Annotated in this window: 11 protein-coding genes; 10 read left to right on the top strand and 1 reads right to left on the bottom strand. The window is 46.4% G+C overall.

From position 1 onward, the window contains the following. The first annotated feature begins 166 nt into the window (after positions 1–166). The 5 genes from MHI14_RS14620 to MHI14_RS14600 all read left to right on the top strand — a co-directional run bounded on the left by MHI14_RS14620 (position 167) and on the right by MHI14_RS14600 (position 13,493). A complete protein-coding gene (locus MHI14_RS14620; RefSeq protein WP_341130616.1) occupies positions 167–2,239 on the top strand; it encodes an alpha-galactosidase in 2,073 nt (690 codons plus the stop codon). A 100-nt stretch (positions 2,240–2,339) separates the two neighbouring features. Then, entirely contained in the window at positions 2,340–4,673 is a 2,334-nt protein-coding gene (locus MHI14_RS14615; protein WP_341130615.1) for a glycoside hydrolase family 95 protein, read from the top strand. 100 nt (positions 4,674–4,773) lie between these two features. Continuing rightward, complete coding sequence (locus MHI14_RS14610; RefSeq protein ID WP_289389296.1) at positions 4,774–6,306, top strand: response regulator; 1,533 nt, start codon at positions 4,774–4,776, stop codon at positions 6,304–6,306. Between the two features lie 312 nt (positions 6,307–6,618). Then, positions 6,619–11,202 (top strand): S-layer homology domain-containing protein, encoded by a 4,584-nt coding sequence (locus MHI14_RS14605; RefSeq protein WP_341130614.1) that lies wholly within the window; start codon positions 6,619–6,621, stop codon positions 11,200–11,202. A 179-nt stretch (positions 11,203–11,381) separates the two neighbouring features. Next, complete coding sequence (locus MHI14_RS14600) at positions 11,382–13,493, top strand: alpha-galactosidase (protein WP_341130613.1); 2,112 nt, start codon at positions 11,382–11,384, stop codon at positions 13,491–13,493. A 68-nt stretch (positions 13,494–13,561) separates the two neighbouring features. Here MHI14_RS14600 and MHI14_RS14595 read toward each other — a convergent pair whose 3' ends face one another. Next, entirely contained in the window at positions 13,562–15,289 is a 1,728-nt protein-coding gene (locus MHI14_RS14595) for a cache domain-containing sensor histidine kinase (protein ID WP_341130612.1), read from the bottom strand. Between the two features lie 253 nt (positions 15,290–15,542). Here MHI14_RS14595 and MHI14_RS14590 point away from each other — a divergent pair, with 253 nt between their 5' ends. The 5 genes from MHI14_RS14590 (at position 15,543) to ilvD (ending at position 21,762) form a co-directional block, all read left to right on the top strand. After that, a complete protein-coding gene (locus tag MHI14_RS14590) occupies positions 15,543–16,499 on the top strand; it encodes an ABC transporter permease (protein WP_062322050.1) in 957 nt (318 codons plus the stop codon). 28 nt (positions 16,500–16,527) lie between these two features. Beyond that, complete coding sequence (locus MHI14_RS14585; RefSeq protein ID WP_029880772.1) at positions 16,528–17,418, top strand: carbohydrate ABC transporter permease; 891 nt, start codon at positions 16,528–16,530, stop codon at positions 17,416–17,418. Between the two features lie 132 nt (positions 17,419–17,550). Next, positions 17,551–19,155: an extracellular solute-binding protein gene (locus tag MHI14_RS14580; RefSeq protein WP_091029833.1), complete on the top strand. Its 1,605-nt coding sequence runs from the start codon at positions 17,551–17,553 to the stop codon at positions 19,153–19,155. A 234-nt stretch (positions 19,156–19,389) separates the two neighbouring features. Beyond that, positions 19,390–20,055, top strand: coding sequence for a GntR family transcriptional regulator (locus MHI14_RS14575; protein ID WP_339309611.1), 666 nt, complete (start codon positions 19,390–19,392; stop codon positions 20,053–20,055). 15 nt (positions 20,056–20,070) lie between these two features. Beyond that, positions 20,071–21,762, top strand: a complete 1,692-nt coding sequence (gene ilvD, locus MHI14_RS14570) for a dihydroxy-acid dehydratase (RefSeq protein WP_341130611.1) — start codon at positions 20,071–20,073, stop codon at positions 21,760–21,762. The last annotated feature ends 270 nt before the right edge of the window (positions 21,763–22,032 follow it).

The raw sequence follows: 22,032 nt of genomic DNA, 5'->3' as shown, positions 1-22,032 counted from the left end.
GTTCAACCATCCCTAGAAGGTTAAATTGAATTAAATCGCGTTATGGATCGGAAGATCGTTGCATGGAAAATGCTCTATTCGGTCTTTATAATGAGGGCAGACTTGGGCAGGAGAGACATAACCAGCTCCGCTCAGGGCACAGCATGCAACAATAAGGAGGCATATGATGCTAACTAGCGATACAGCCGTACAAGTGCAGCAACAGAATGTTAATCTTGTAAGCGTTACAAATGGGCACGTGAGCCTGGAGATCAATCTTGAAAATGGTGAAGTGTCCTGCATCGGCAAGCATTCTTCCCATGTGAAGGGCATTCGAAGTGCTTTTCGCTGGCAGGGCCGGGAATACAGCACGGATCATTATCAGAACCATGAGCTGAAGGAACAGGAAGATATTGTTCGAGAAGGATTTGGAAAAGGCATCCGCTTGGTTGTTCTGCATACAGCCTCGTTGCTGCCGCAACTGGAGCAGCATTTCTATATATATGAATCCTCACCGGTTGTACTGGTGCAGACCGCTATAGTCGGGGATGAAGAGCTTAAGGCGAACCGGATGGCTGTGATCCAATCCAAAACCATATCAATCGGTGGAGAATCCGGCCAGGATGAACCGAGCATTCTGCGCGTACCTTTTGATAACGACAAATGGGTCAGATATACGGTGGTCAAGCCGCCACTGGATGTGGAGAGTTACGAGGTGACTGCCTTGTTCGCGCCCGACAGCCGCATGGGAATTGTGATGGGTTCCCTTACGCATAAGGTTTGGAAAACAGGGATCCGTATGCAAAGCGAACAAAGTGGACATATCGAGGGACTTGATCTGTACGGCGGTGCCGTAAGTGAACTGACTCGTGATTCCCAGCCTCATGGTTATGTGAAGGGAACGAGAGTTGAATCCCCCCTGGTATTCATCGGATTCTATGAAGACTACCGTGAAGGTCTTGAAGCTTACGGTCAGGCGAATACCTGGATTGAGGCTCAGTTACCGTGGGAGGGCGGTGTCCCAGTTGGATGGAACAGCTGGTCCGCAGCCATGAGTGATCTGGACTATGATTTGTATACAGCGACCAGCGATTTTCTGAAAAATGAAGTACAACCGCTTGGATTCGAGAATGAGGAAACGTTATACATCAACTTTGATGCGTTCTGGGACAACTTTACGCCGGAAGAAATGAAGAATGCGCTGGACCGGGTGCAGCAAAACGGGCATAGAGCCGGAACGTACTGGACTCCATTTGCCTTCTGGGGAGGGCCCGATCAGTTCGGTCAGGCGGTCGAAGGAACGAACGGCAAATACACCTATGCAGATATTCTGCTGCGTGACAGTGAGGGCGAAATTCTGCCAGATGTAGACGGTGGTCTGGCGATAGACCCGACACATCCTGGCAACCTGCAAAGAATCGACTGGTTCACGAACAAATTCATCTCCGAAGGTTTCGAATATATCAAACTGGATTTCTTGGCACATGGCTCGTTGGAAGGACAGCACCACAATTCGGGTATTACAACAGGGATAGCAGCTTATCACTATGGCATGTCTTATTTGCAGCATAAACTCTCGCCAGAAGTAATCGGACGACCATTTTTCATAAACTTGTCCATCGCTCCATTATTTCCATATGCTTTTGCCCACAGCCGCCGTATTTCCTGTGATGTCTTCGGTACACTTGCGGATACGGAATATCTGTTGAACTCGTTGACACACGGCTGGTGGATGAGCAATACGCTCTATCGCTACAATGATCCGGATCATTCGGTGTTATACAAGAGCTTCAACCAGGAAGCTACCTGCTGGCATGAAGGACGCAGCCGCCTGACCGCTTCAGTTATTGCTGGAACGGTGCTCCTGCTCGGGGATGACTTCCGTAAAGAGGAAGCTGCCGAACGAGCAAGAGCTTGGCTTGGTAACACGGATATTTTGAACGTTGCTCGTATGGGCAAAACCTTCCGTCCAGTTGAAAGCGATTTTGGGAAGCTGTCTTCTGACGTGTTTGTCCTGGAATCGCCGGAAGAAAAGAGTTTCTATCTCGCCGTCTTCAATTTTGATTCTGCACAGGCTGCGGAGAAATCCATCTCGCTGAAACGGGCCGGGCTAAACGCCAATGCCCTATACAATGTGCAAGATCTGTGGGAAGGCTCACAAGGGGAAACGTCTGGAGAGCTTATTGTCTCGCTGGAACCGGCGGAATCCAAAATCTTTAGATTGACCGTGAAGGAAAACGGATCGGAGTCAAATAATTAAGCGGAACCATGATCGATTTTAAAATAAAAACAAAGTCAAACGCGCGCTTTTGTATCTCACAGATCGCGCGTTTATTTGTTTGGGGACTGGAGGACATGATATGAACGATTTTACTTTATGGTATTCAACTCCTGCTACGGATTGGTCTCAAGGCCTGCCGCTGGGCAATGGTAGAATAGGAGCAGTGGTTATGGCGTCTTCGCATCGTGAGGTGTGGAGTATGAGCGAGGTTACCTACTGGTCAGGACAGATTGACCCGGAGTATCCTCCGGCGGGAGGCAAGGCTGCTTTGGAAGAGATGCGCAGCTATTTTTTCTCGGGTGATTATGATGAAGGGGATCGTCTTGCCAAACAGCATCTGCAGCCAAAGAAGCGTAATTTCGGCACCCATCTTGGATTATGTGAAGTTGTTATTGATTTTGAGAAGAGGAATCCGGGTTCTGATGAAGCTGGAAGCTTCCAACGTGAGCTGGATCTGACTCATGCACTGGCTGGGGCGTTCTGGAAAGATGACGACACCACGATTCGACGTGAAGTTTTCGCTTCTCACGCCGATGATATACTGGCCTCCCGAATTTGGAGTGAAGCTCCTGGTGGCGTATCCTTTACGCTAGGTTTGGAAGGGGGAACGGAATCATTCAAGGTTGCAGCCTTAGATGACAACACGCTTGAATTCCAAGGACAGGCAACGGAAAATGTACATAGTGATGGAACTTGCGGCGTATGGGCCAAGGGCCTGTTGAAGTTGATTGTATCCGGGGGGACAATCGCTAGGAAAGATGGAAACCGATTGACCGTGACCGGAGCGGATGAGGCTTGGATTTATTTTAGTGTAAGCACGGATTATCGTCGTACAGATTCGGATTGGAAAACAGAGAGCAATTATACGCTAGTGAAAGCTTTAAATAAAGGTTATACCTCACTGAGAGAGGATCATATCCGCGATTACTGTGAGCAATTTGACAAGATAGATATTCAGCTCGGGGTCACGGGGAAATCCGGCCTCACTACAGATCAGCGTATTCGTTTGTTGGAACAGAGTGGTGGAGATGAAGATCCGCAGCTGTTCGCCTTGTTTTTCCAATATGGACGGTATCTGACCATCGCGGGGTCTCGCGAGAACTCTCCATTGCCACTCCATCTCCAGGGAATCTGGAATGATGGTGAAGCGTGCCGAATGGGCTGGAGCTGTGACTATCACCTTGATGTGAATACTCAGATGAATTATTTCCCTACAGAGATTACAAACCTGGGGAAGAGTCATCTTCCGTTGTTTCGGTATGTTGAGGATCTGGCACAGGCGGGCAGGGAAACGGCTCGTCATGTGTATGGATGCGACGGATGGGTCGCTCATGTCTTCTCCAATGTATGGGGCTTTACGCTGCCTGGATGGGAAACCTCGTGGGGGCTGAACGTTACAGGCGGATTATGGCTGGCTGCACACCTGATTGAGCATTATGAGTACAGTCAGGATCGTGTTTTCCTTGAGAATGTGGCTTATCCTGTAATTAAAGAATCCGCGGCCTTCTATCTGGATTACATGTGTGAGCATCCTCGGAACGGTTGGCTGGTGACGGGTCCTTCCAATTCGCCGGAGAATCATTTTTATCCCGATAATTCGAGAGAGGGGGTACAGCAGCTGTCTATGGGAACAACAATGGACCAGATGCTGGTGCGCAGGCTCTTTGAATTTTGTCTTAAATCAGTTGAACTTTTGAACAAAGACAAAGAACTCGGACGCAAGCTGGAAGAAGCAATTGGCAAGCTTCCACCTCTACAGATCGGCAAGAAAGGGCAGTTACAAGAGTGGCTTGAGGATTATGAGGAGGCGCAGCCGGAGCATCGGCATTTGTCTCATATGTATGCGCTATATCCAGACAATCAGATTACACCTGACCATACACCGGAACTCAGTGCGGCAGTACGGATAACGTTGGAGAACCGCATGGTCCAGGAAGAGTTGGAGGATGTTGAATTTACAGCTGCTTTGTTGGGACTGGGTTTTGCGAGATTGCATGATGGGGAGACGGCTTATAAACACCTCTCACATTTGATTGGCGGCCTGTGCTTCGATAATCTGTTCACCTATTCCAAATCCGGAATTGCTGGAGCAGAGAGTAATATTTTTGTCGTTGATGGAAATTTCGGCGGTACAGCTGTCGTAGCGGAGATGCTGCTGCAAAGTTATGCGGGCGAGATTCACCTTCTCCCAGCGCTGCCACAGGCATGGAGCACAGGCTCGATAACCGGGCTGAGAGCAAAAGGGAATGCCGAGGTTGATATCGTTTGGGAGAACGGACAGTTAATTTCTACGAACATTCATACTTTCTCTGCAGGAACGTTCACCATTTGTTGGGGCAAACATAGAACGATCCTTCATGCCGAAGCAGGCGAAAGTTACTATTTCAATAGCGAGCTACAGTTGGTAAAATAACGATCTATACTTGAAAATAACTTTCATTTATATGGACCATGGTCCCACGGAGGGAAAAACATATAATAGAGACAGAAAGATACAAAGGGAGGGGACGTTGATGTACAGTATTTTTTTGGTAGACGATGAAGAACTGGGACTTGAGATGATGAGGGATTATATCCGTTGGGAAGAGATGGGTATCTATATCATGGGAACGGCGAGTAACGGCAGGGAGGCCATGGAGAAAATTGAGGCCACCCAGCCTGATATCGTTCTTACCGATGTTCAGATGCCGATCATGAACGGTATTGATCTGGCGAGAAAGATACATGAGAGCTACGACTCGATCCAGGTGATGTTTTTGACCGGACACGATGAATTTCAATATGTAAAATCGGCTATCAACGTAGGCGCCGTGGGATATATGCTAAAACCTCTGGATTTAAACGAAATTGAAAGCGTTGTCAGTAAAGTTAAACAGCGCTGTGACGAAGTTGGAATTAAGAACCGTTCCATGGAGGCGGCCAAAGCCAATATCCTGAAGGAGTTATCTTACGAAAAAAATGAGGATCGTGCCATGGATCTCGCTTTTAGTTTCAGCCGTCTAACCCGGCAACCTGAGACCACCCGATATGCAATGGCCTTGTTTAGTATCGATCCCAAGGAGGCCGAAGGAGAACAGCAAAGTCTGGAGGAATGTACAGGTCGTCTGGTGTCTTTTCTCGATCACTTCTTCAAGGCGAAGAACCTGAAAGCGATCTTTGTGGATTACAAGGAAGGAGAGACCGGTGTATTTATGGAAGCGGCCCAGCAGCCGGGACATTATGCGTGGGAGGACTTGGCTGAGGCTATCCGTAGTGCCCTGGATTTTACGGTGACGGCTGCTGTAGGCGGACAAGAGACCGCGTTATCCCATATTCACTGTCTGTACGAAGAGACACGAACCATCTTGAATGAGCGTTTCTATGAAGGTACAGGCACAATTATTCATGCTGGGACCGTTTCGAATCAGTTTTATACAGAGCATATGCCCCCTTTTGACCAAAAGGAATGGTTCGATTCCATTAACCGACTGGATTTTGAATGGGCGGCACAGAAGCTGCACGGGTATATTGAGGGATTGGCAACACTGAGAGTCAAGAAAAAAATCATCTGCGACTGGTCGATAGATCTCGTGAATGAACTGCTGGAGCAGCTTCACAAACCTGTTCCGAAGCGGGCTGAGCTGTATCATTCCATCTATAATGCGCTGACTCTGCATGAGATCGAGGATCTGATTCTCGGTACTGCGGAAGATGCGGTGAGCATGCTGGGCGAGCGGTTTATGGACAAAAATGCAAAATTGATTCACAAGGTCCGTACCCTCATCGACCAGAATTACAATCAGCCAATTACCATCAACAGCCTGTCTGATCAGGTCTATTTGTCACCGAACTATTTGAGATCCATTTTTAAGGACAAAACAGGGATGACAATTCACGATTATCTGACACGCATCAGATTGGATAAAGCCAGGGAACTACTGGCAGACGGCTCGCTCAAGATTCACGATATCGCGCAGACCGTGGGCTATGAGAGTACATCCTATTTTATTTCTCTATTCCTGAAGACACAGGGCGTAACACCCAACGAATACAGGAAAAGTATGTGACGATAGAGACTGTCTGGTAATGATGATATTGATGCTCTGTTTTCCTTGAACATGATTTGAATAGGCTCCCTCTTACTAACCTGTGATATGGCAAATGAAAGAGGCTTTCCTGTATGAATAGTAACATTGTGGTATGGAACATCCCCCTCCTCCTTTTTACAATTAACCATATAGGAAAGAAAGGAGGAGAGAGGGGATTTAACAGCTCTTTATGAAAGCGATTACAGACAATGGCTGTGAACCACTGCAGGAATAGGCATAGGGAGATCTAACTCAATCATTAGAAAATGGAGGCATGTTATGTTGGGACGGATGATGAAAAAAGGATTTGTGTTCTTTATCATTTTTTGCTTGGTATTTGGCGGAGGCCAGTTCGCCCGAACAGCTCACGCCGATGATATGAATACCTATGAAGCCGAGGCCGCGGGGAATATTTTGCTTGGCAACGCGCAAATCTCTGATAGCCCGGCAGCTTCAGGCGGCAAAAAGGTCGGAGGCATGTACCAAGGCAGTTCCTTGCAATTTAACAATGTCACTGTAAGTGAAACAGGATATTATAAAATTTCCGTTTACTACATTTCAGGTGATTCGCGGCCATTCAATATTAGTGCGAACGGCGGGGAGAAACAATTTGAAGAACCGTCCAAGACAATCGACTGGGATACGGTGGGAACCTATGATGTGACCCTTCCGTTGAACGCTGGAACCAACACAATCCTGATTGATGACAACAACTGGTATTCTCCCGACATCGACAAGATCGTGATCCGCGGTTTGGACAGTAGTCCTCCAGAGGAAGGAGGCGGAGACGACTGGAAGAAAGATTTGCATGGTGCAATTATTGAGGCAGAAGCGGCCGACAATATTTTGAAAGGCAATGCCAAGGTGGTGGACAGCAGCATTAGTTCGGGTGGGAAGAAAGTAACCGATCTGAACAAAAACAGTTCACTGCAATTTACGAATATCAACGTACCAGCAGATGGTACATATTTGATCCGAATATCTTATATTTCTGGTGATCAGCGACCTGTATATATGCAGGTGAACAATGACACGGACGAGATGATTGATCTGCCCAAAACGGCAAGCTGGGACACGATTGGCACGTATGATGTGGAGGTATCTCTTCATAAGGGTGTCAATACCATCACGTTCTCGGATCATGACTGGTACTCCCCTGATTTGGACCGAATTGAAGTGATTCCGTATACAATTAGTTATGAAGCCGAAGATTCGGACAATACGCTGACTGGTGAAGCGCGTGTAACGGACAGCCCCTCAGCATCAGGTGGCAAAAAGGTCGGATATCTGAATGGCGGGAGCTCCTTAACATTCAATAAGATTATAGCCCCGATGACAGGTAATTACCGTGTTACGGTTGCCTATTTTTCCGGTGATCCGCGCAGTTTCTATGTCCGCGCAAATAACGGGGAAGAGCAGTTTCACGACCTGCCCAAAACACCGGATTGGGATACGGTAGGTACGTATGATCTTACACTCCCATTAACTGAAGGCGAGAATACGATTACCTTTTCAGACAACAATGGCTATTCTCCCGATCTGGACCGGATTATCGTAGAGCCTGCGATAGAGACAGAACCCGAAAATCCAGGTGAAGGAGATGACGATCTGGGAACACCGGGTGACTCGCAACGATACGGGGAAATTACGGTGACTGATTACACTCATGGTCTTTTGGTATCGAACGGACAATACGAAGTGTCTTATAATACCCAGACTGGATTCGTCGGCTATAGCTGGGCAGAAGGACAGAAGATGCGGGGGATTTTCAGCAGCATTAAACTTGGTGAGAGTCTTGTGGAAACCAAAGGTTATGAGAGTCATGCGAGCGGTGGAGCACCGCTGGAGATTCAGGATGGATTCGGCAAAGGCATTGAGTTGAGCTTTGTTCATACGTCAACTGGCAAACCAACCATGAAGCAGGTCTATCGGTTTTATGATGATAAATCGTATTTCCTCAACCGTCTGGACACCATCAGTGATACAGAGATCCAGAGTAATTACATGTCACCAATTACGGTTAAAAATACGGGCGGTGTGGATATCGGCGTCAGCTCGGATAATCGTGTACTGACAGTGCCATTTGACAATGACGCTTGGATTCGCTACAAATCTCAAACGATGAACCGGGCGGATACCAGCTATGAGATGACAACGGTATTCAATAACTCGACACGTAACGGTCTGGTGATCGGTTCAGTAACCCATGACACCTGGAAGACCGGTATTGACTGGAAAGGCTCAGCTAATCGTCTGAATGAATTTGCTGTGTATGGTGGTGCAGCGAGTGACGTTACTCGCGATACTCAGTCACATGGCAGCCTGACTGGTACTGAACTGTCCTCACCACTGATTATGGTAGGTGGTTTCAGTGACTACCGTATAGGACTTGAAGAATACGGTAAAGCCAATGCGATTATTACTCCTCCGCTGGCGTTGAATCCGGAGCTACCACAAGGTGTTCCAGTAGGTTGGAATAGCTGGGGAGCTTATGATAGCGGGCTTTCGTATCAGAACGTAGTGGATGTGTCCAATTATTTCAAGAACAATCTTAAGAAGTTCAACAATAACGGCAATGTATTCATTAATATGGATTCCTACTGGGACAATCTAAGTGATGCTGAGCTTGCCCAAGCCGTATCTGTCATTAAGGACAATGGTCAGCATGCAGGCATCTATTGGGGACCATTTGTGTATTGGGGCAACGATATGAGCCAAAAAGTAGATGGTACCAACGGACAATATACGTATGGTGATATTGTGCTCAAGGATGCTGAGGGTAAACCTCTGCCGACACTGGATGGAGCATATGCACTGGATGTGACACATCCGGGGAGTCAAATGCGCATGAAATATTTTCTGGATAAGTTTAAGGAGCTTGGCTTCACGTTCATCAAACTGGATTTCCTGACCCATGGCTCACTGGAAGGTCAACACTATGACACTACCGTGACAACAGGAATCCAGGCTTACAATGAAGGGATGCGTTATGTCGAAGAGCGATTGGATGGAAAAATGTTTATTAGTGCGTCCATTGCACCGATCTTTCCGAGCCAATATGCGCACAGCAGACGGATCTCCTGCGACACCTATGGCAAAATCAATGAAACGGAGTATATGCTCAATTCACTGACCTATGGCTTCTGGCAAAATGGAACGATCTATTCTTATACAGACCCAGATCATTTGGTATTAAGCCGTGCTTCAAGCTTGGAGGAAGCCCGCAGCCGGGTGAATTCCGGTGTAATTGCCGGCACGGTGATGATGGATTCCGATGATGTGAACGATCCCAAGGCACAGGAATACATGACAGCATTGTACAATAACACGGATGTTCTTCAGGTGGCGCTGAAAGGCAAAGTATTCAAGCCGCTTGAAGGAAATACGAATGCAAATGCCGCAGATACGTTTGTTCTGAAAGACGGCAATGATTATTACCTCGCCGTATTTAATTACAGCGCCAATAGTTCAGCGAACAAAACGATTAATCTGGGTCGTGCCGGATTGAATGAATCCAAAACCTACACGTTAAAAGACTTGTGGACAGGTGAATCTTCGTCAGCCACGGGTGCATGGTCCATCTCGCTGGGACCGGCTGAATCGAAATTGGTTAAAGTGACCGAAAAACCAGTCAATCCAGAAAATCCAGGCAACCCAAGTAATCCAAGCAATCCAGGTAATCCTGGCAACAATGGCAACAATGGTAATAACAGTAATACTAGCGGGAGTGGGAACTCGGGCAACAGCGCGACTCCGCAGAACGATACAGCAACACGGGTCATCACAGCCGATATGCTGAAGGTGGACAGTGGGGCAGGGAAAGTCGTTATAGACATCGAGGCTGGTACTCAGGAGCTGCAACTGTCATCAGCTGTCTTACGCCAACTCGGCAACCATACACTGGAAGTAAAATCAGTAAAGCTAACCCTACAAATACCTGCAAGTTTGTTCCAACAGCTGTTGAGCAAGCTACCAGCTGGGCAACGGGAAGATAGTACGATTTCCTTGAAAATGCTTGCCCTTGGAAGCAAGGCCCAGGAGGTCATTGCTGCAGTGAAATCTTCCTCCCGGTCAACGGTTTCCCTTAAGGGAGAAATCGTTGAATTCAGCCTTTCGGCAACAACCAAATCAGGTACAACCGAAATACTTTCTTCGTTCAATCACCCGGTTACGCTGAGCCTGGCAGCGGCTGAAGGCTTCAACGTTAAGCAGGGAGGAATATATTATATTAACGAAAATGGGACATTGGAATTTCTCAAATCAGATAACGTGAATGGCGTATTAACGACTAAAGTGAGCCACTTCAGCAAGTATGCCGTTCTGGAACTGGATCGGACGTTTACCGATGTTCCCGCCAATCATTGGGCCAGCACTGTAATCAAGGAGTTGGCAGCAAAGGGCTATGTTGAAGGCACACATGTAGATCAATTTGAGCCAGGACGCGCTGTCACCCGCGCTGAATTCACCACTATGCTCGTTCATTCCCTGGGACTGACTGTAGCAGGGGAAGTACACTTTACAGATGTAGCGACAGATGCCTGGTACGCGGAACCCATCTCGATTGCGATCCAAGCTGGTATTGTAAACGGCCGAAGCGCAGCCCGTTTCCAACCGGACGCACAGATTACTCGTGAAGAAATTACGGTGATGCTGATGAAAGCTTATGAGCGGAATGTTGGGAAAGTACCGCCTGTTGGTTCTACAGATATCTTGTTTACCGATATGGATCAGGTTTCTTCATGGGCAACGGCTTCGGTGAAGGATGCAGCCCGATTGGGACTGGTCCAAGGCCAAAGACAGGGACAGTTTGTGCCTAAAGGGATTGCTTCCCGGGCAGAAGCGGCTCAGGTCATTTATAACCTGATTTTGAAGTAAGCTTTAAGGCTGCGAATTATATCGCAGCCTTATTTTCATAACTTTGAGATGACAGATGATTTCCCCTATGGATTGTAAGATTGCGATATGGCTAATCCGCCTGCTGCTTCCTACAATAATATGTATGTTCACAACACACAGCATATAGGTACCATAACCGGAACCTGAAAGGGGTAAACATGACGATTCAATATCATGAACAATTGCGTATATTTGCAATACAGACACAACATTCATCCTATATTTTCGGAATTAATGAGAGAGAGCACCTTCAGCATCTGTATTGGGGAGATCCAGTGAGTATCGAGGACAGTGTCCCTTTGCTCCATCTACAATCCCACAGCTCTTTTGACGCGGAAGTGGAAGGAGAGGTGGAGGAGTACAGCTTCTGGGGAGGCGCATCTTATACAGAGCCATCTCTGAAACTGCGCATGTCTGATGGTGTCCGCGATCTTCAGGTTAGATATGACTGTCACGAGATCATTGAACAGGATGGCAGACAGACGCTGATTATTACGTTGAAGGATCAGGTGTATGCACTTGAAACACAGCTGGTATATCGGGTCATCCCGGAATTCGACCTGGTGGAGCGGTACGCTAATATCGTAAATAAGGGACAGGAGGATATCGTGCTGGAAAGCATGCAATCCGCAGCTTGGACCTTGCCATATCTCCAGGATTACCGCCTGACCCATGTTACGGGGAAATGGTCAGGTGAATTCCAACTGCGCAATACCATTTTGACAGAGGGAAAAAAGGTACTTGAATCGCGGAGAGGTTTCACTGACGGTCATGCCAACCCATGGTTTGCGATTGATGATGGTCTTTCAACCGAAACAGGTGGCGGAGTATGGTTTGGGGCACTGGCTTGGAGCGGTAACTGGAAGATTGTTGCAGAGAAGACGCCATTCACACATGTGAGGGTGACAGGTGGCATCCATGATTTTGACAATGAATGGTTGCTGGGTGCGGGCGAGACGTTTGAGACGCCTGTCTTTGTCGGCGGATTCAGCCCTGAGGGCTTTGGCGGCATGAGCCATCGCTTGCATCAGTACCAATACAATTACATACTGCCGCGCAGTGAAATCGGAAAAGTGCTGTACAACTCCTGGGAAGCTACTTATTTCGATGTTAACGCCCAGGACCAAATGGCACTTGCCGAAAGGGCAGCCAAAATGGGTGTGGAACTATTCGTTGTGGATGATGGCTGGTTTGGGCAGCGGCATTCCGACCGTGCGGGGTTGGGCGACTGGAACGTGAACAAAGAGAAGTTCCCGAACGGACTTGTTGAGCTGATTGACCGGGTTCACGGACTTGAGATGGAATTCGGCATATGGGTGGAGCCGGAGTCGGTTAACCCGGATAGTGATCTCTATAGAGCACATCCGGACTGGGTATATCATTTTGAGACCCGGGGACGGACGGAGCTTCGCAATCAGCTGCTGCTGAACATTTCCAAGCCGGAGGTCAAGCAATACATTATCGATTTTATGACCGAACTGCTTGGTAATCATGAGATTAAGTTCATTAAATGGGACATGAACCGGACGATCACGGAGCCGGGCATGAAGGGTCACCCCAATAACCGCCAGAAAGAAGTATGGGTAAGGCATGTCCAGAGTCTCTATGATATCTGGGCACGGCTCCGAGCCAAGTTCCCGGATGTAGAGTTTGAGACATGCGCAGGAGGCGGCTCAAGGATTGATCTGGGCATCTTCCGTTATGCCGATCAGTCCTGGCCGAGTGATAACACGGATGCGTTCGACCGCCTAAGCATTCAGGAAGGTTTCTCGTATACATACACACCACGTATGATGACCTGTTGGGTAACCGAGTCACCTACAGGAATGAACGGTCGAAACGTCTCGCTGAAGTATCGTTTCCACAGTGCAATGATGGGCACGCTTGGTGTCGGCTCCAATCTGAACGAGTGGAGTGATGAATGGATTGAACAGTCCGGGGAATTCATCTGTCAGTACAAATCCATTCGCCACCTGGTGCAATTCGGCAGACAATTCCGCCTGACTTCGCTTCGCCATAAGGGGGTTACTGCTGTCCAGTACAGTGATGCCGCCGCAAGTGACCATGTGCTGTTCGCTTTTCTTCACTCGCAGAAGCTGGGTGAACCGTTGCCTAGACTCCGTTTGGCAGGCCTTCAAGCTGACAAGACCTATCTCATTGAAGAACTGGGATTAACGGTCAGTGGCCGTGCGCTGATGAACATCGGGGTGGAGCTGCCTCTGCGCGGCGATTTCGACAGCCTGGTGTATCGTATTCGTGAGCAGGTATAATAGGATGTTGTAGAACGGTTTAAAAGGAGCGCTTTGCAGGCCGATAACGGCTGCATCGCACTCCTTTTTTATTGGATCTCTTTTTGTGGCAAACGGATCTGTACGGTAGTTCCCATACCAAGTTTGCTATACACTTTAACACCGTAGTATTCACCAAATTTCAGCTTAATCCGCCGATCCACATTTGAAATGCCATAACCCCGTCCTTCTTTCTCTTCAAACAAAGCCTCAAGCTTCTCTCGCCGCATGCCCATTCCGTCGTCTATAACCGATAAGATGATACTATTGTTCTCGATGACACCCTTGATATGGATATTTAGAGGCCGATCCTGATTCCAAAGAGCGTGAATCACTGCATTCTCCACAAAAGGCTGCAGCGCAAGCTTCACGGTCGAGTAAGGCAGGATCGATTGATCTATCGTGTAGATGATGTTCAGCTTGCCCTTAAACCGTATAAGTTGAATGGCATTATAACTCTTGGTCAGTTTCAGCTCCTCATTGATGGTCAGGATGCTCTTTCCTTTGTTCAGGGATATCCGATAAAACTTGGCCAGATGAAGAACCATATCCTGAATCTGTGGATCCTGATGCTTCACGGCCAGAGAAGAGATCGAACCGAGTGTATTATACAGAAAGTGAGGATTGATCTGAGCTTGAAGCAGGTCCAGTTCGGCTTCCTTGCTCTGCAGCTCTTTCTGGTAGACTTCTGTAACCAGACTTTTCAACCGAGTTGTCATCTGTTCGAATGCAAAGTGAAGCTGTCCGATCTCATCACTGCCCATTTGCTCCTCATGAGTAGGGTTGAAATCCCCCCGCTCAATCCGCCGAATCATCCGAATTAACGTCCTGATGCGATTGCTAAACAGCGAAGCAGTAATATAGATGAGCAGCAGCGCCACGCCGATGAAGCCCAGAGAAATTTTGATAATGAGCTGAGAGAGGGATTTAGCATCCTTGATAATACTGTCATACGGGAAAATGGACACCGTTCTCCAGCCATTTTTGAGCGTGTTATAGACGGCTAGAGCCTTCACGCCTTGATATGTTGTATCAAATCTGCCTGAAGGCGTCTCGTCCAAATTCTGATGAAGCAATTCGGGCAGACTTGTATTGATTAACTGTTTGTCCGCTGAAGACAGAATCATACCCTTGTCATTGATAATAAAAATATCTTTGCCACCTGCTTCTTTTTCCATGAGAGAATAGATGACCGACTCAGAAATTTGAAAGACCAGCATCCCGTAGGGGTACTGATTACTATTGTTGTTCAGCAGCCGGGCGAGTGTAAACATGGCAGGTCCGTTCTCTGTCTGCGGCGTGGAGAGATGAATAATGTTCCCATAGGATTGCTGCAGCTTGTGAAACAGTTCCGTGTCCTGAACTTCCGGTGTGATCGGCCGAATATAATAATTGTCTTTGGGCAGCGACGGATTATCCGAATAAATGAATGCGCTATCAAAATCAGGGTAGGCAGCCATCACGGTGTCGATTCGATTGCCAATATAATTATAGACATCCAGATAAGATGGATCATCCTGATACTCGTTTGTGAGGTAATTGGCAAGGCGGTTATCCAAATAAATGGAGGCGGAAATGTGTTCGTAGCTATCCAGTTTGTTCTCCAGATTTTTAGTGATCTGAGCCGTTGAGTTTGTCATGTTGATGTAGATCTGCTCAGTAAGCTTCGTTTTGGTGAGCTCATAGGAAAAATAAACCAACAGCATCATCGGAATGATCGTGACCAGAACAAATACCATAAACAGTTTGGAACGAAAACTCAGGTTTACAAAAGGCATGTACATAAATCTTCTATAAAATTGGCGCATCCGGAAGCCCTCTCTTGACTGAATATTCGTTGCACAGTTCATCATAGCAGAGTGAATATGGAAATCCAATCCTCTCTTTGCACAAAAACATCTTTAAAAAGCGGTATCTTTCGGAGAATTCAACTATGGCGAGTAATCCGTGTCAAATTTATGATGAATAGGAGAGAAGTTGAATCAAGATATGGCCGGCCATGCTGCTGTATAGAAAAAGGGAGGGTACTTAATGCATAAGGTAAGCGCTATCAAAACAGTCAGGAGCAATAATCTGATAAGCAGACTAAAAGAGCAAAAATGGTTATTCGTGCTTATGCTTCCTGCCTTCATTGCGACATTGCTATTTTCCTATGGTCCGATGTTTGGACTATATATGGCGTTTACAAACTATCAGCCGGGTGGGGGATCGTTCTTACATCAGTTCTTCCATGCCGAATTTGTAGGTTTCCAGTGGTTTGAGTATTTCTTTACTACAGGGGATTTCTATCGGGTTATGCGTAATACGCTTGCGACAAGCTTGCTGACACTGTTCTTCGGATTTCCTGCTCCAATCATCCTTGCGCTTGTACTGAATGAAGCGAGACAGGGATTTTTCAAACGTTTTGTACAGACGGTTTCTTATCTGCCGCATTTTATCTCATGGGTTATTGCAGCCAACATTGTGATTACGCTGCTGGCTTCGGATGGAATGCTTAACAATATTCTGGTTCTGCTGGGCATTGTCAAAGAACCAGTTGCATTTTTGCAAAACGGGCCTCTGTTCTGGTGGATTATCGCATTGTCGAACATGTGGAAAGAGATGGGGTTCAGTGCCATTATGTATCTGGCCGCAATCGCTTCCATTAATCCGGAGCTCTACGAAGCGGCCAGGGTGGACGGAGCCAGCCGATTCAAGCAAATGTGGCATATAACGCTGCCATCCATGCGTCCTACAATTGTCATATTGGCTATTCTCGCGGTCGGAGGCATTTTGAATGCAGGATTTGAACAGCAATACCTGCTGCAAAATAATACCGTGCTTGAATACTCCGAAGTTATTGATATTTATGCTTACAAATACGGACTACAAAACAGCATGTTCTCTTATGGTGCTGCTGTGGGAATGTTCAAATCCGTTGTTGCCTTCATTCTTGTCCTTATCGTGAACCGGATTTCCAGAAAAGTGAACGACCAGGCGTTGTTCTAACTACAAAAGACAGAGGGGAGCGCTTGTAATGATTCTGAACCGATTCGGGGATCGTATTTTCAAAATTATTGTATATTTCATTCTTATTCTCGTATTACTGGTTACATTTCTTCCATTTTGGAATATACTCGTTCTTTCATTGAACAGCGCGGAGGATACGGTGCGAGGCGGCGTTTATCTGTGGCCCAGAGATCTGACACTGGACAGCTATCAGCAGATTTTGAAAGATAGCGAGATTTTAAACGGGCTGTGGGTAACCGTCAAACGAACGCTGATTGGCGCACCGCTATCGGTTCTCGTCATTACGATGCTTGCGTATCCGCTAAGTCGGCGGAATCTAATTGGTCGCAAAGGCTGGAACCTGTACTTTATTTTTACCATGTATTTCAGTGGCGGGTTGATTCCGTTCTACATGGTGCTTAAGGCGCTGAATATGATTGATACCTTTTCGGTGTTCATCTTGCCAAGTTTGATGAATGTCTTCTATATGATCATTGTCCGTACTTTCATGGAACAGCTACCCCATGAGATTGAAGAATCGGCGAGGGTAGACGGGGCTAACGATCTGACCATTTTCTTCCGAATTGTGATGCCGCTGACAACACCTGTACTTGCAACAGTTGGACTTTTTCAAGCGATCGGGCATTGGAATGCGTGGTTTGATTCCTATGCGTTCACCTATAGTTCGGATCTGAAGACTCTGCAAGCCGTGCTCGTGAAAATATTAAATCAGTTTCAGACCGGTGGCATGATTTCGCAAACACAAATGCTGGCCAACTCAGCCAAACGAAATGCCGTTTCCAGCGATACCATTCGAATGGCTGCTACGATGGTAGCCACATTACCGATCGTGATGGTGTATCCGTTCCTGCAAAAGTACTTTGTTAAAGGTATGACTTTGGGAGCGGTAAAGAGTTAAGCGATTCCATGATCCGGTTGTGGGACGGACTCGTCCTGCGACCTCTCCTGAAAGGGGGTGGGCCAAGATTGTTTTGTAATTGCTCGATCATGCACTTTAGGAATTTATTCATTGGGAGGAATTAGGGTGTCAATGATAAAGACAAAAAAATGGATTACGATGGGTATGACTGCTGCATTAGTCGTTGGTTTGTTAGCGGGCTGCTCCTCTAACGATGGGGAGAACAAAACAGCAGGTAAAGATGGGGAACAAGGCCCGATTACGCTGACCTGGTTTGATGGTAATACCAAAGGAGAACCATTTACCGATGCAGTTGCCCAGGAAATTACCAAAAAGACGGGCATAGAGATCTCCATCCAGCAGCCAACAGGTAATCCAACGGAAAAACTGAGCCTGATGCTCGCCAGTGGCGACTATCCGGATGTGGTAGTCATGAGCCGGGGAGATGCTTCCCTCGACAAATACATTTCAAGCGGGGCATTCATTCCACTGGATGAGTTAATTGAGAAATATGGTTCTGATCTGAAGGAAATGTACGGAGATACCTTGACCAAAACACGTAATACCGACGGGAAGAACTACTATCTGGCCAACTGGTATGGACTCGACAGTGATCCGGTCTTCGGTATGTTGATGAGACAAAGCCTGTTGGAAGAATTTCTTCCGGACAAAGCAGATGGTTCAAAGCCTCTCACAACAGATGAATTCGAAGCACTCCTGAAAAATTTTAAAGAGAAATACAATACGATTGATGGCAAAGAGTCCATTCCGATGACGATGAACGGGGAGAACATGGGCGCAAATCTGGGAACATTCAAAGGCATGTGGGGCTTAAAAACGTATTATGACAACAACGGACGTCTGCAATATGATGTCAAGGACCCTAAATATCGCGAAATGCTGTTATATATGAATCGCTTATATAGAGAAGGTCTGATTGAAAAGGAATTTGCCATCAGCAAAACACAGACCTGGATTCAAAAGCTGACGACTGGAGCGGTATTCGCTACCCCAGGTGCATATTGGGACCCGGGGAACGGGAATGCGGCCCTGAAGAAGGACGGCGGGGAAAAGAATCAACTCTTTGCTTACAAAGTTGTTGCTCCAGGTGTAGATCCGGCTCAAACGACGTTTGGCCCAAGAAGTTCGCTTGGATGGGATGCGATCGCGATTACCAAAAACAACAAACACCCGGAAGAAACGATAAAGCTGTTTAATTATCTAGCGAGTGATGAAGGACAGCATTTGCTGCTGTGGGGCAAGGAAGGCGAACAGTACACCATGGTGGATGGCAAGCGACAACCGAAACCTGAATTCCTGCAAAGCTTCAAGGATAATTGGGATGATACGGTGAAGAAAAGCGGCGTTCGCAAATGGTTATGGTTTATCAAAAATGGTCTGGACCCGAACGGACAGCCGTATGACATGGCGGTTAAATTCCAGCGCAGTGAAGTGGACGAACTGGCCATTAAGAGTCTGGGCGATTCCGTATGGGATACAGCACAGTATGACAACCTGAATCCGGATGGGGGAACACCTCAAGCACTGACGGCCCAGAAGGTGAAGGATATCATGGATCAGAGCATTACGAGAGCCATTATTGCTCCAAGTGAGGCCGAAGCCAATTCCGTGTTCGACAAGATGCTGGAGGATATGAAAAAGGCTGGCGATGAGAAAGTGGAAGAGATCATCAACGAGAAATATGCTCAGCGTATGGAGCTGTGGTCTTCGAAATAATTGGAAATCAACTTATAAATAAACGCTTATATCAGAAAACCTAAGTTTTCTTAAACCCGTTAATCTGTGATTTGATGAGATTAACGGGTTTTTATTGGGATAAAATAGATGGGGTAAGGCAATGCAATGTTTTTTTGTCCTTAATGGAGTGAGTAAAAAATGAAATAATAATTGCTTCTCGATTGTGTATGCGATATATTGCATATAAGAATAATTGTAATGAGGATGAAAACAATGCCAATTCCTAAAGATTTTTCCCTACCAGTCCGTATGTCCGCAAAAGAAAGAGCGTTTTCTCAGATTCAGCGATGGATCATTGATGGAACACTGCAACCAGGTGAAAAGCTTATTGATGCGGAAATGGCTGAATCGCTTGGAGTCAGCCGGACACCGATTCGGGAGGCATTTCAGTTACTCGAAGTTCAAGGCCTCGTGTCCATGCATCCAGGAAAAGAAACAAAAGTAACGAATATTGAGAAAAACGATATTTTTAAGATGTATTCAACGATGGCTGCTCTTCAGGCCTTAGCTGCTGAAATCACCGCCCAAACTATTATTCCAGAACAGATCGAGAAACTAAGATCCATAAATTTGGAATTCGCAAGTTCTATTAAAAATGGACAAGTTTATCAGGCTATGGAGGTGGATGAGCAATTTCATAATTATATTGTGGAGCTCTCAGATAATCCTTATGTAGCTACATTTAATACATCTCTTCAGATTCACATTAGGCGATTTAAATACGTATTTTTAAAACAACCTATTACGGCTACACTAGCTTCAGTTGAAGAACATGATCAGATTATTAAAGCTTTTGAAGGCAAAAATAGCAACGATGCCCATAATTTAATGAAACAAAATTTTATTCGACCGATGCAGGAACTGAACGAAATACTTTGAAATGAGGGAAGAAACATGGAAAATAAAAAAGATCTTCGCATTCGAAGCAAGGTAATCAGTGAAGGTGCTAACCGGGTACCGAACAGAGCGATGCTGCGTGCAGTTGGATTTCAAGATGAGGATTTTAAAAAGCCAATGATCGGAATAGCAAGTACGTGGAGTGAAGTAACACCGTGCAATATGCACATCAATGATTTAGCGGTGCAAGCTAAGCAGGGCGCACGTAATAACGGCGGTGCTCCACTAATTTTTAATACGATTACCGTTTCTGATGGGATCTCGATGGGACATGGCGGGATGTTGTTCTCGCTACCAAGTCGGGAAGCTATAGCTGATTCGATTGAAATTGTGACCGGAGCGGAGCGTTTTGACGGCGTTGTTGCAATCGGTGGGTGTGACAAGAATACGCCTGCATGTTTGATGGCTATTGGACGGATGAATATTCCTTCCGTTTATGTATATGGAGGAACCATTCAACCTGGTAATCTCGACGGTAAAAAAGTGGATATCGTTTCAGCTTTTGAAGCCGTTGGACAATATCAAGATGGAAAAATAACAGATGAACAATTGCATAAGGTCGAATGCAGTGTTTGTCCAGGTCCAGGGGCTTGTGGGGGGATGTATACCGCTAATACGATGGCCGCAGCTGCAGAAGCAATGGGTATGTGTTTGCCTGGTTCTTCTTCGACATCAGCTATCTCAGCGGATAAAGCATTGGAATGCGAAGCAGCCGGTAAGCAGGTCATCTCACTTCTTGAACAGGAAATCTACCCAAGAGACATTATGACGAAGAAAGCATTTGAGAATGCGATCACCGTTGTTATGGCTCTAGGGGGATCAACCAACGCATTTCTCCATCTGCTAGCTATTGCACACTCCGTAGAAGTGGATTTAACCTTGGATGATTTTGAACGAATTCGCTTGCGTGTTCCTCATTTGGCAGATCTGAAGCCAAGTGGTCAGTATGTCATGCAGGATTTGAATGATATTGGTGGTGTTTCCGGGGTAATGAAGCTATTGCTCGATGAGGGATTACTTCATGGGGATTGCCTCACCGTAACTGGTAAAACGTTGGCGGAGAATTTAGCGGAAGCTGCTCCACTTCAGAATGATCAAGAGATTATACGTCCACTCAATAATCCGCTTAAACCAAATGGACCACTGGTTGTGCTTCGAGGAAACCTAGCTCCTGAAGGCGCTGTTGCCAAAATGTCAGGCATGAAGATACAACAGTTTTCCGGACCGACAAAGGTGTACGATAGCGAAGATGAAGCGACAGAAGCGATCATGAATGATGAAATTCAAGAAGGGGACGTATTGGTCATACGCTATTGTGGACCGAAGGGTGGACCAGGTATGCCTGAGATGCTTTCCGTTACAGCACTCATTGTAGGGAAAGGTCTCGGTGGGAAAGTTGCTCTCATAACAGATGGTAGGTTCTCGGGTGGCTCGCATGGATTTGTAGTCGGCCATGTATCCCCTGAGGCACAAGTAGGTGGACCGATCTCTTTGCTCCAAAATGGAGATATTATCACCATTAATAGCGACATTCAGGAAATTAAGGTTGAAGTGCCAGAAGAAGAGTTGGCCGCTCGAGCGCAAGCTTGGGTACAACCGCCACTGAAAGTGAAATCCGGTGTACTTGCCAAATATGCTAAATTAGTTTCCTCCGCTTCCAAAGGGGCAGTAACAGATTTGATGGAATAAACAAATAAAGAATACTTTTTGTAAAGATTAAATTTTTATACCCCCGTTAGTTTCATTATTTGAAAATTAACGGGGGTTTTTTTGTTTAATAATGGGCTAATACTGAGTTTATTAGACGATTTCGAGGGATAAGACATTTTCCCATTAAAGTCGCTATATTAGCGGCTTTTTTTTGTTTTATCGGTACAAGTTCTTGTTGCCAGTGACTATACTCATATTAACTGAGGAACGGAATATAGATACACTCCTTGCCATATGAATTTTTGATTA

Source organism: Paenibacillus sp. FSL K6-2393 (assembly GCF_038002545.1).
Taxonomy (GTDB): Bacteria; Bacillota; Bacilli; order Paenibacillales; family Paenibacillaceae; genus Paenibacillus.
The sequence above is the reverse complement of the archived record's forward strand: the minus strand, read 5'-3'. Positions and strand labels throughout refer to the sequence as shown.

Coding starts and splice junctions, on each gene's coding strand:
- MHI14_RS14620 (WP_341130616.1), top strand. CDS start 167: ATGCTAACTAGCGATACAGCCGTACAAGTGCAGCAACAGAATGTTAAT.
- MHI14_RS14615 (WP_341130615.1), top strand. CDS start 2,340: ATGAACGATTTTACTTTATGGTATTCAACTCCTGCTACGGATTGGTCT.
- MHI14_RS14610 (WP_289389296.1), top strand. CDS start 4,774: ATGTACAGTATTTTTTTGGTAGACGATGAAGAACTGGGACTTGAGATG.
- MHI14_RS14605 (WP_341130614.1), top strand. CDS start 6,619: ATGATGAAAAAAGGATTTGTGTTCTTTATCATTTTTTGCTTGGTATTT.
- MHI14_RS14600 (WP_341130613.1), top strand. CDS start 11,382: ATGACGATTCAATATCATGAACAATTGCGTATATTTGCAATACAGACA.
- MHI14_RS14595 (WP_341130612.1), bottom strand. CDS start 15,289: ATGCCTTTTGTAAACCTGAGTTTTCGTTCCAAACTGTTTATGGTATTT.
- MHI14_RS14590 (WP_062322050.1), top strand. CDS start 15,543: ATGCATAAGGTAAGCGCTATCAAAACAGTCAGGAGCAATAATCTGATA.
- MHI14_RS14585 (WP_029880772.1), top strand. CDS start 16,528: ATGATTCTGAACCGATTCGGGGATCGTATTTTCAAAATTATTGTATAT.
- MHI14_RS14580 (WP_091029833.1), top strand. CDS start 17,551: ATGATAAAGACAAAAAAATGGATTACGATGGGTATGACTGCTGCATTA.
- MHI14_RS14575 (WP_339309611.1), top strand. CDS start 19,390: ATGCCAATTCCTAAAGATTTTTCCCTACCAGTCCGTATGTCCGCAAAA.
- ilvD (WP_341130611.1), top strand. CDS start 20,071: ATGGAAAATAAAAAAGATCTTCGCATTCGAAGCAAGGTAATCAGTGAA.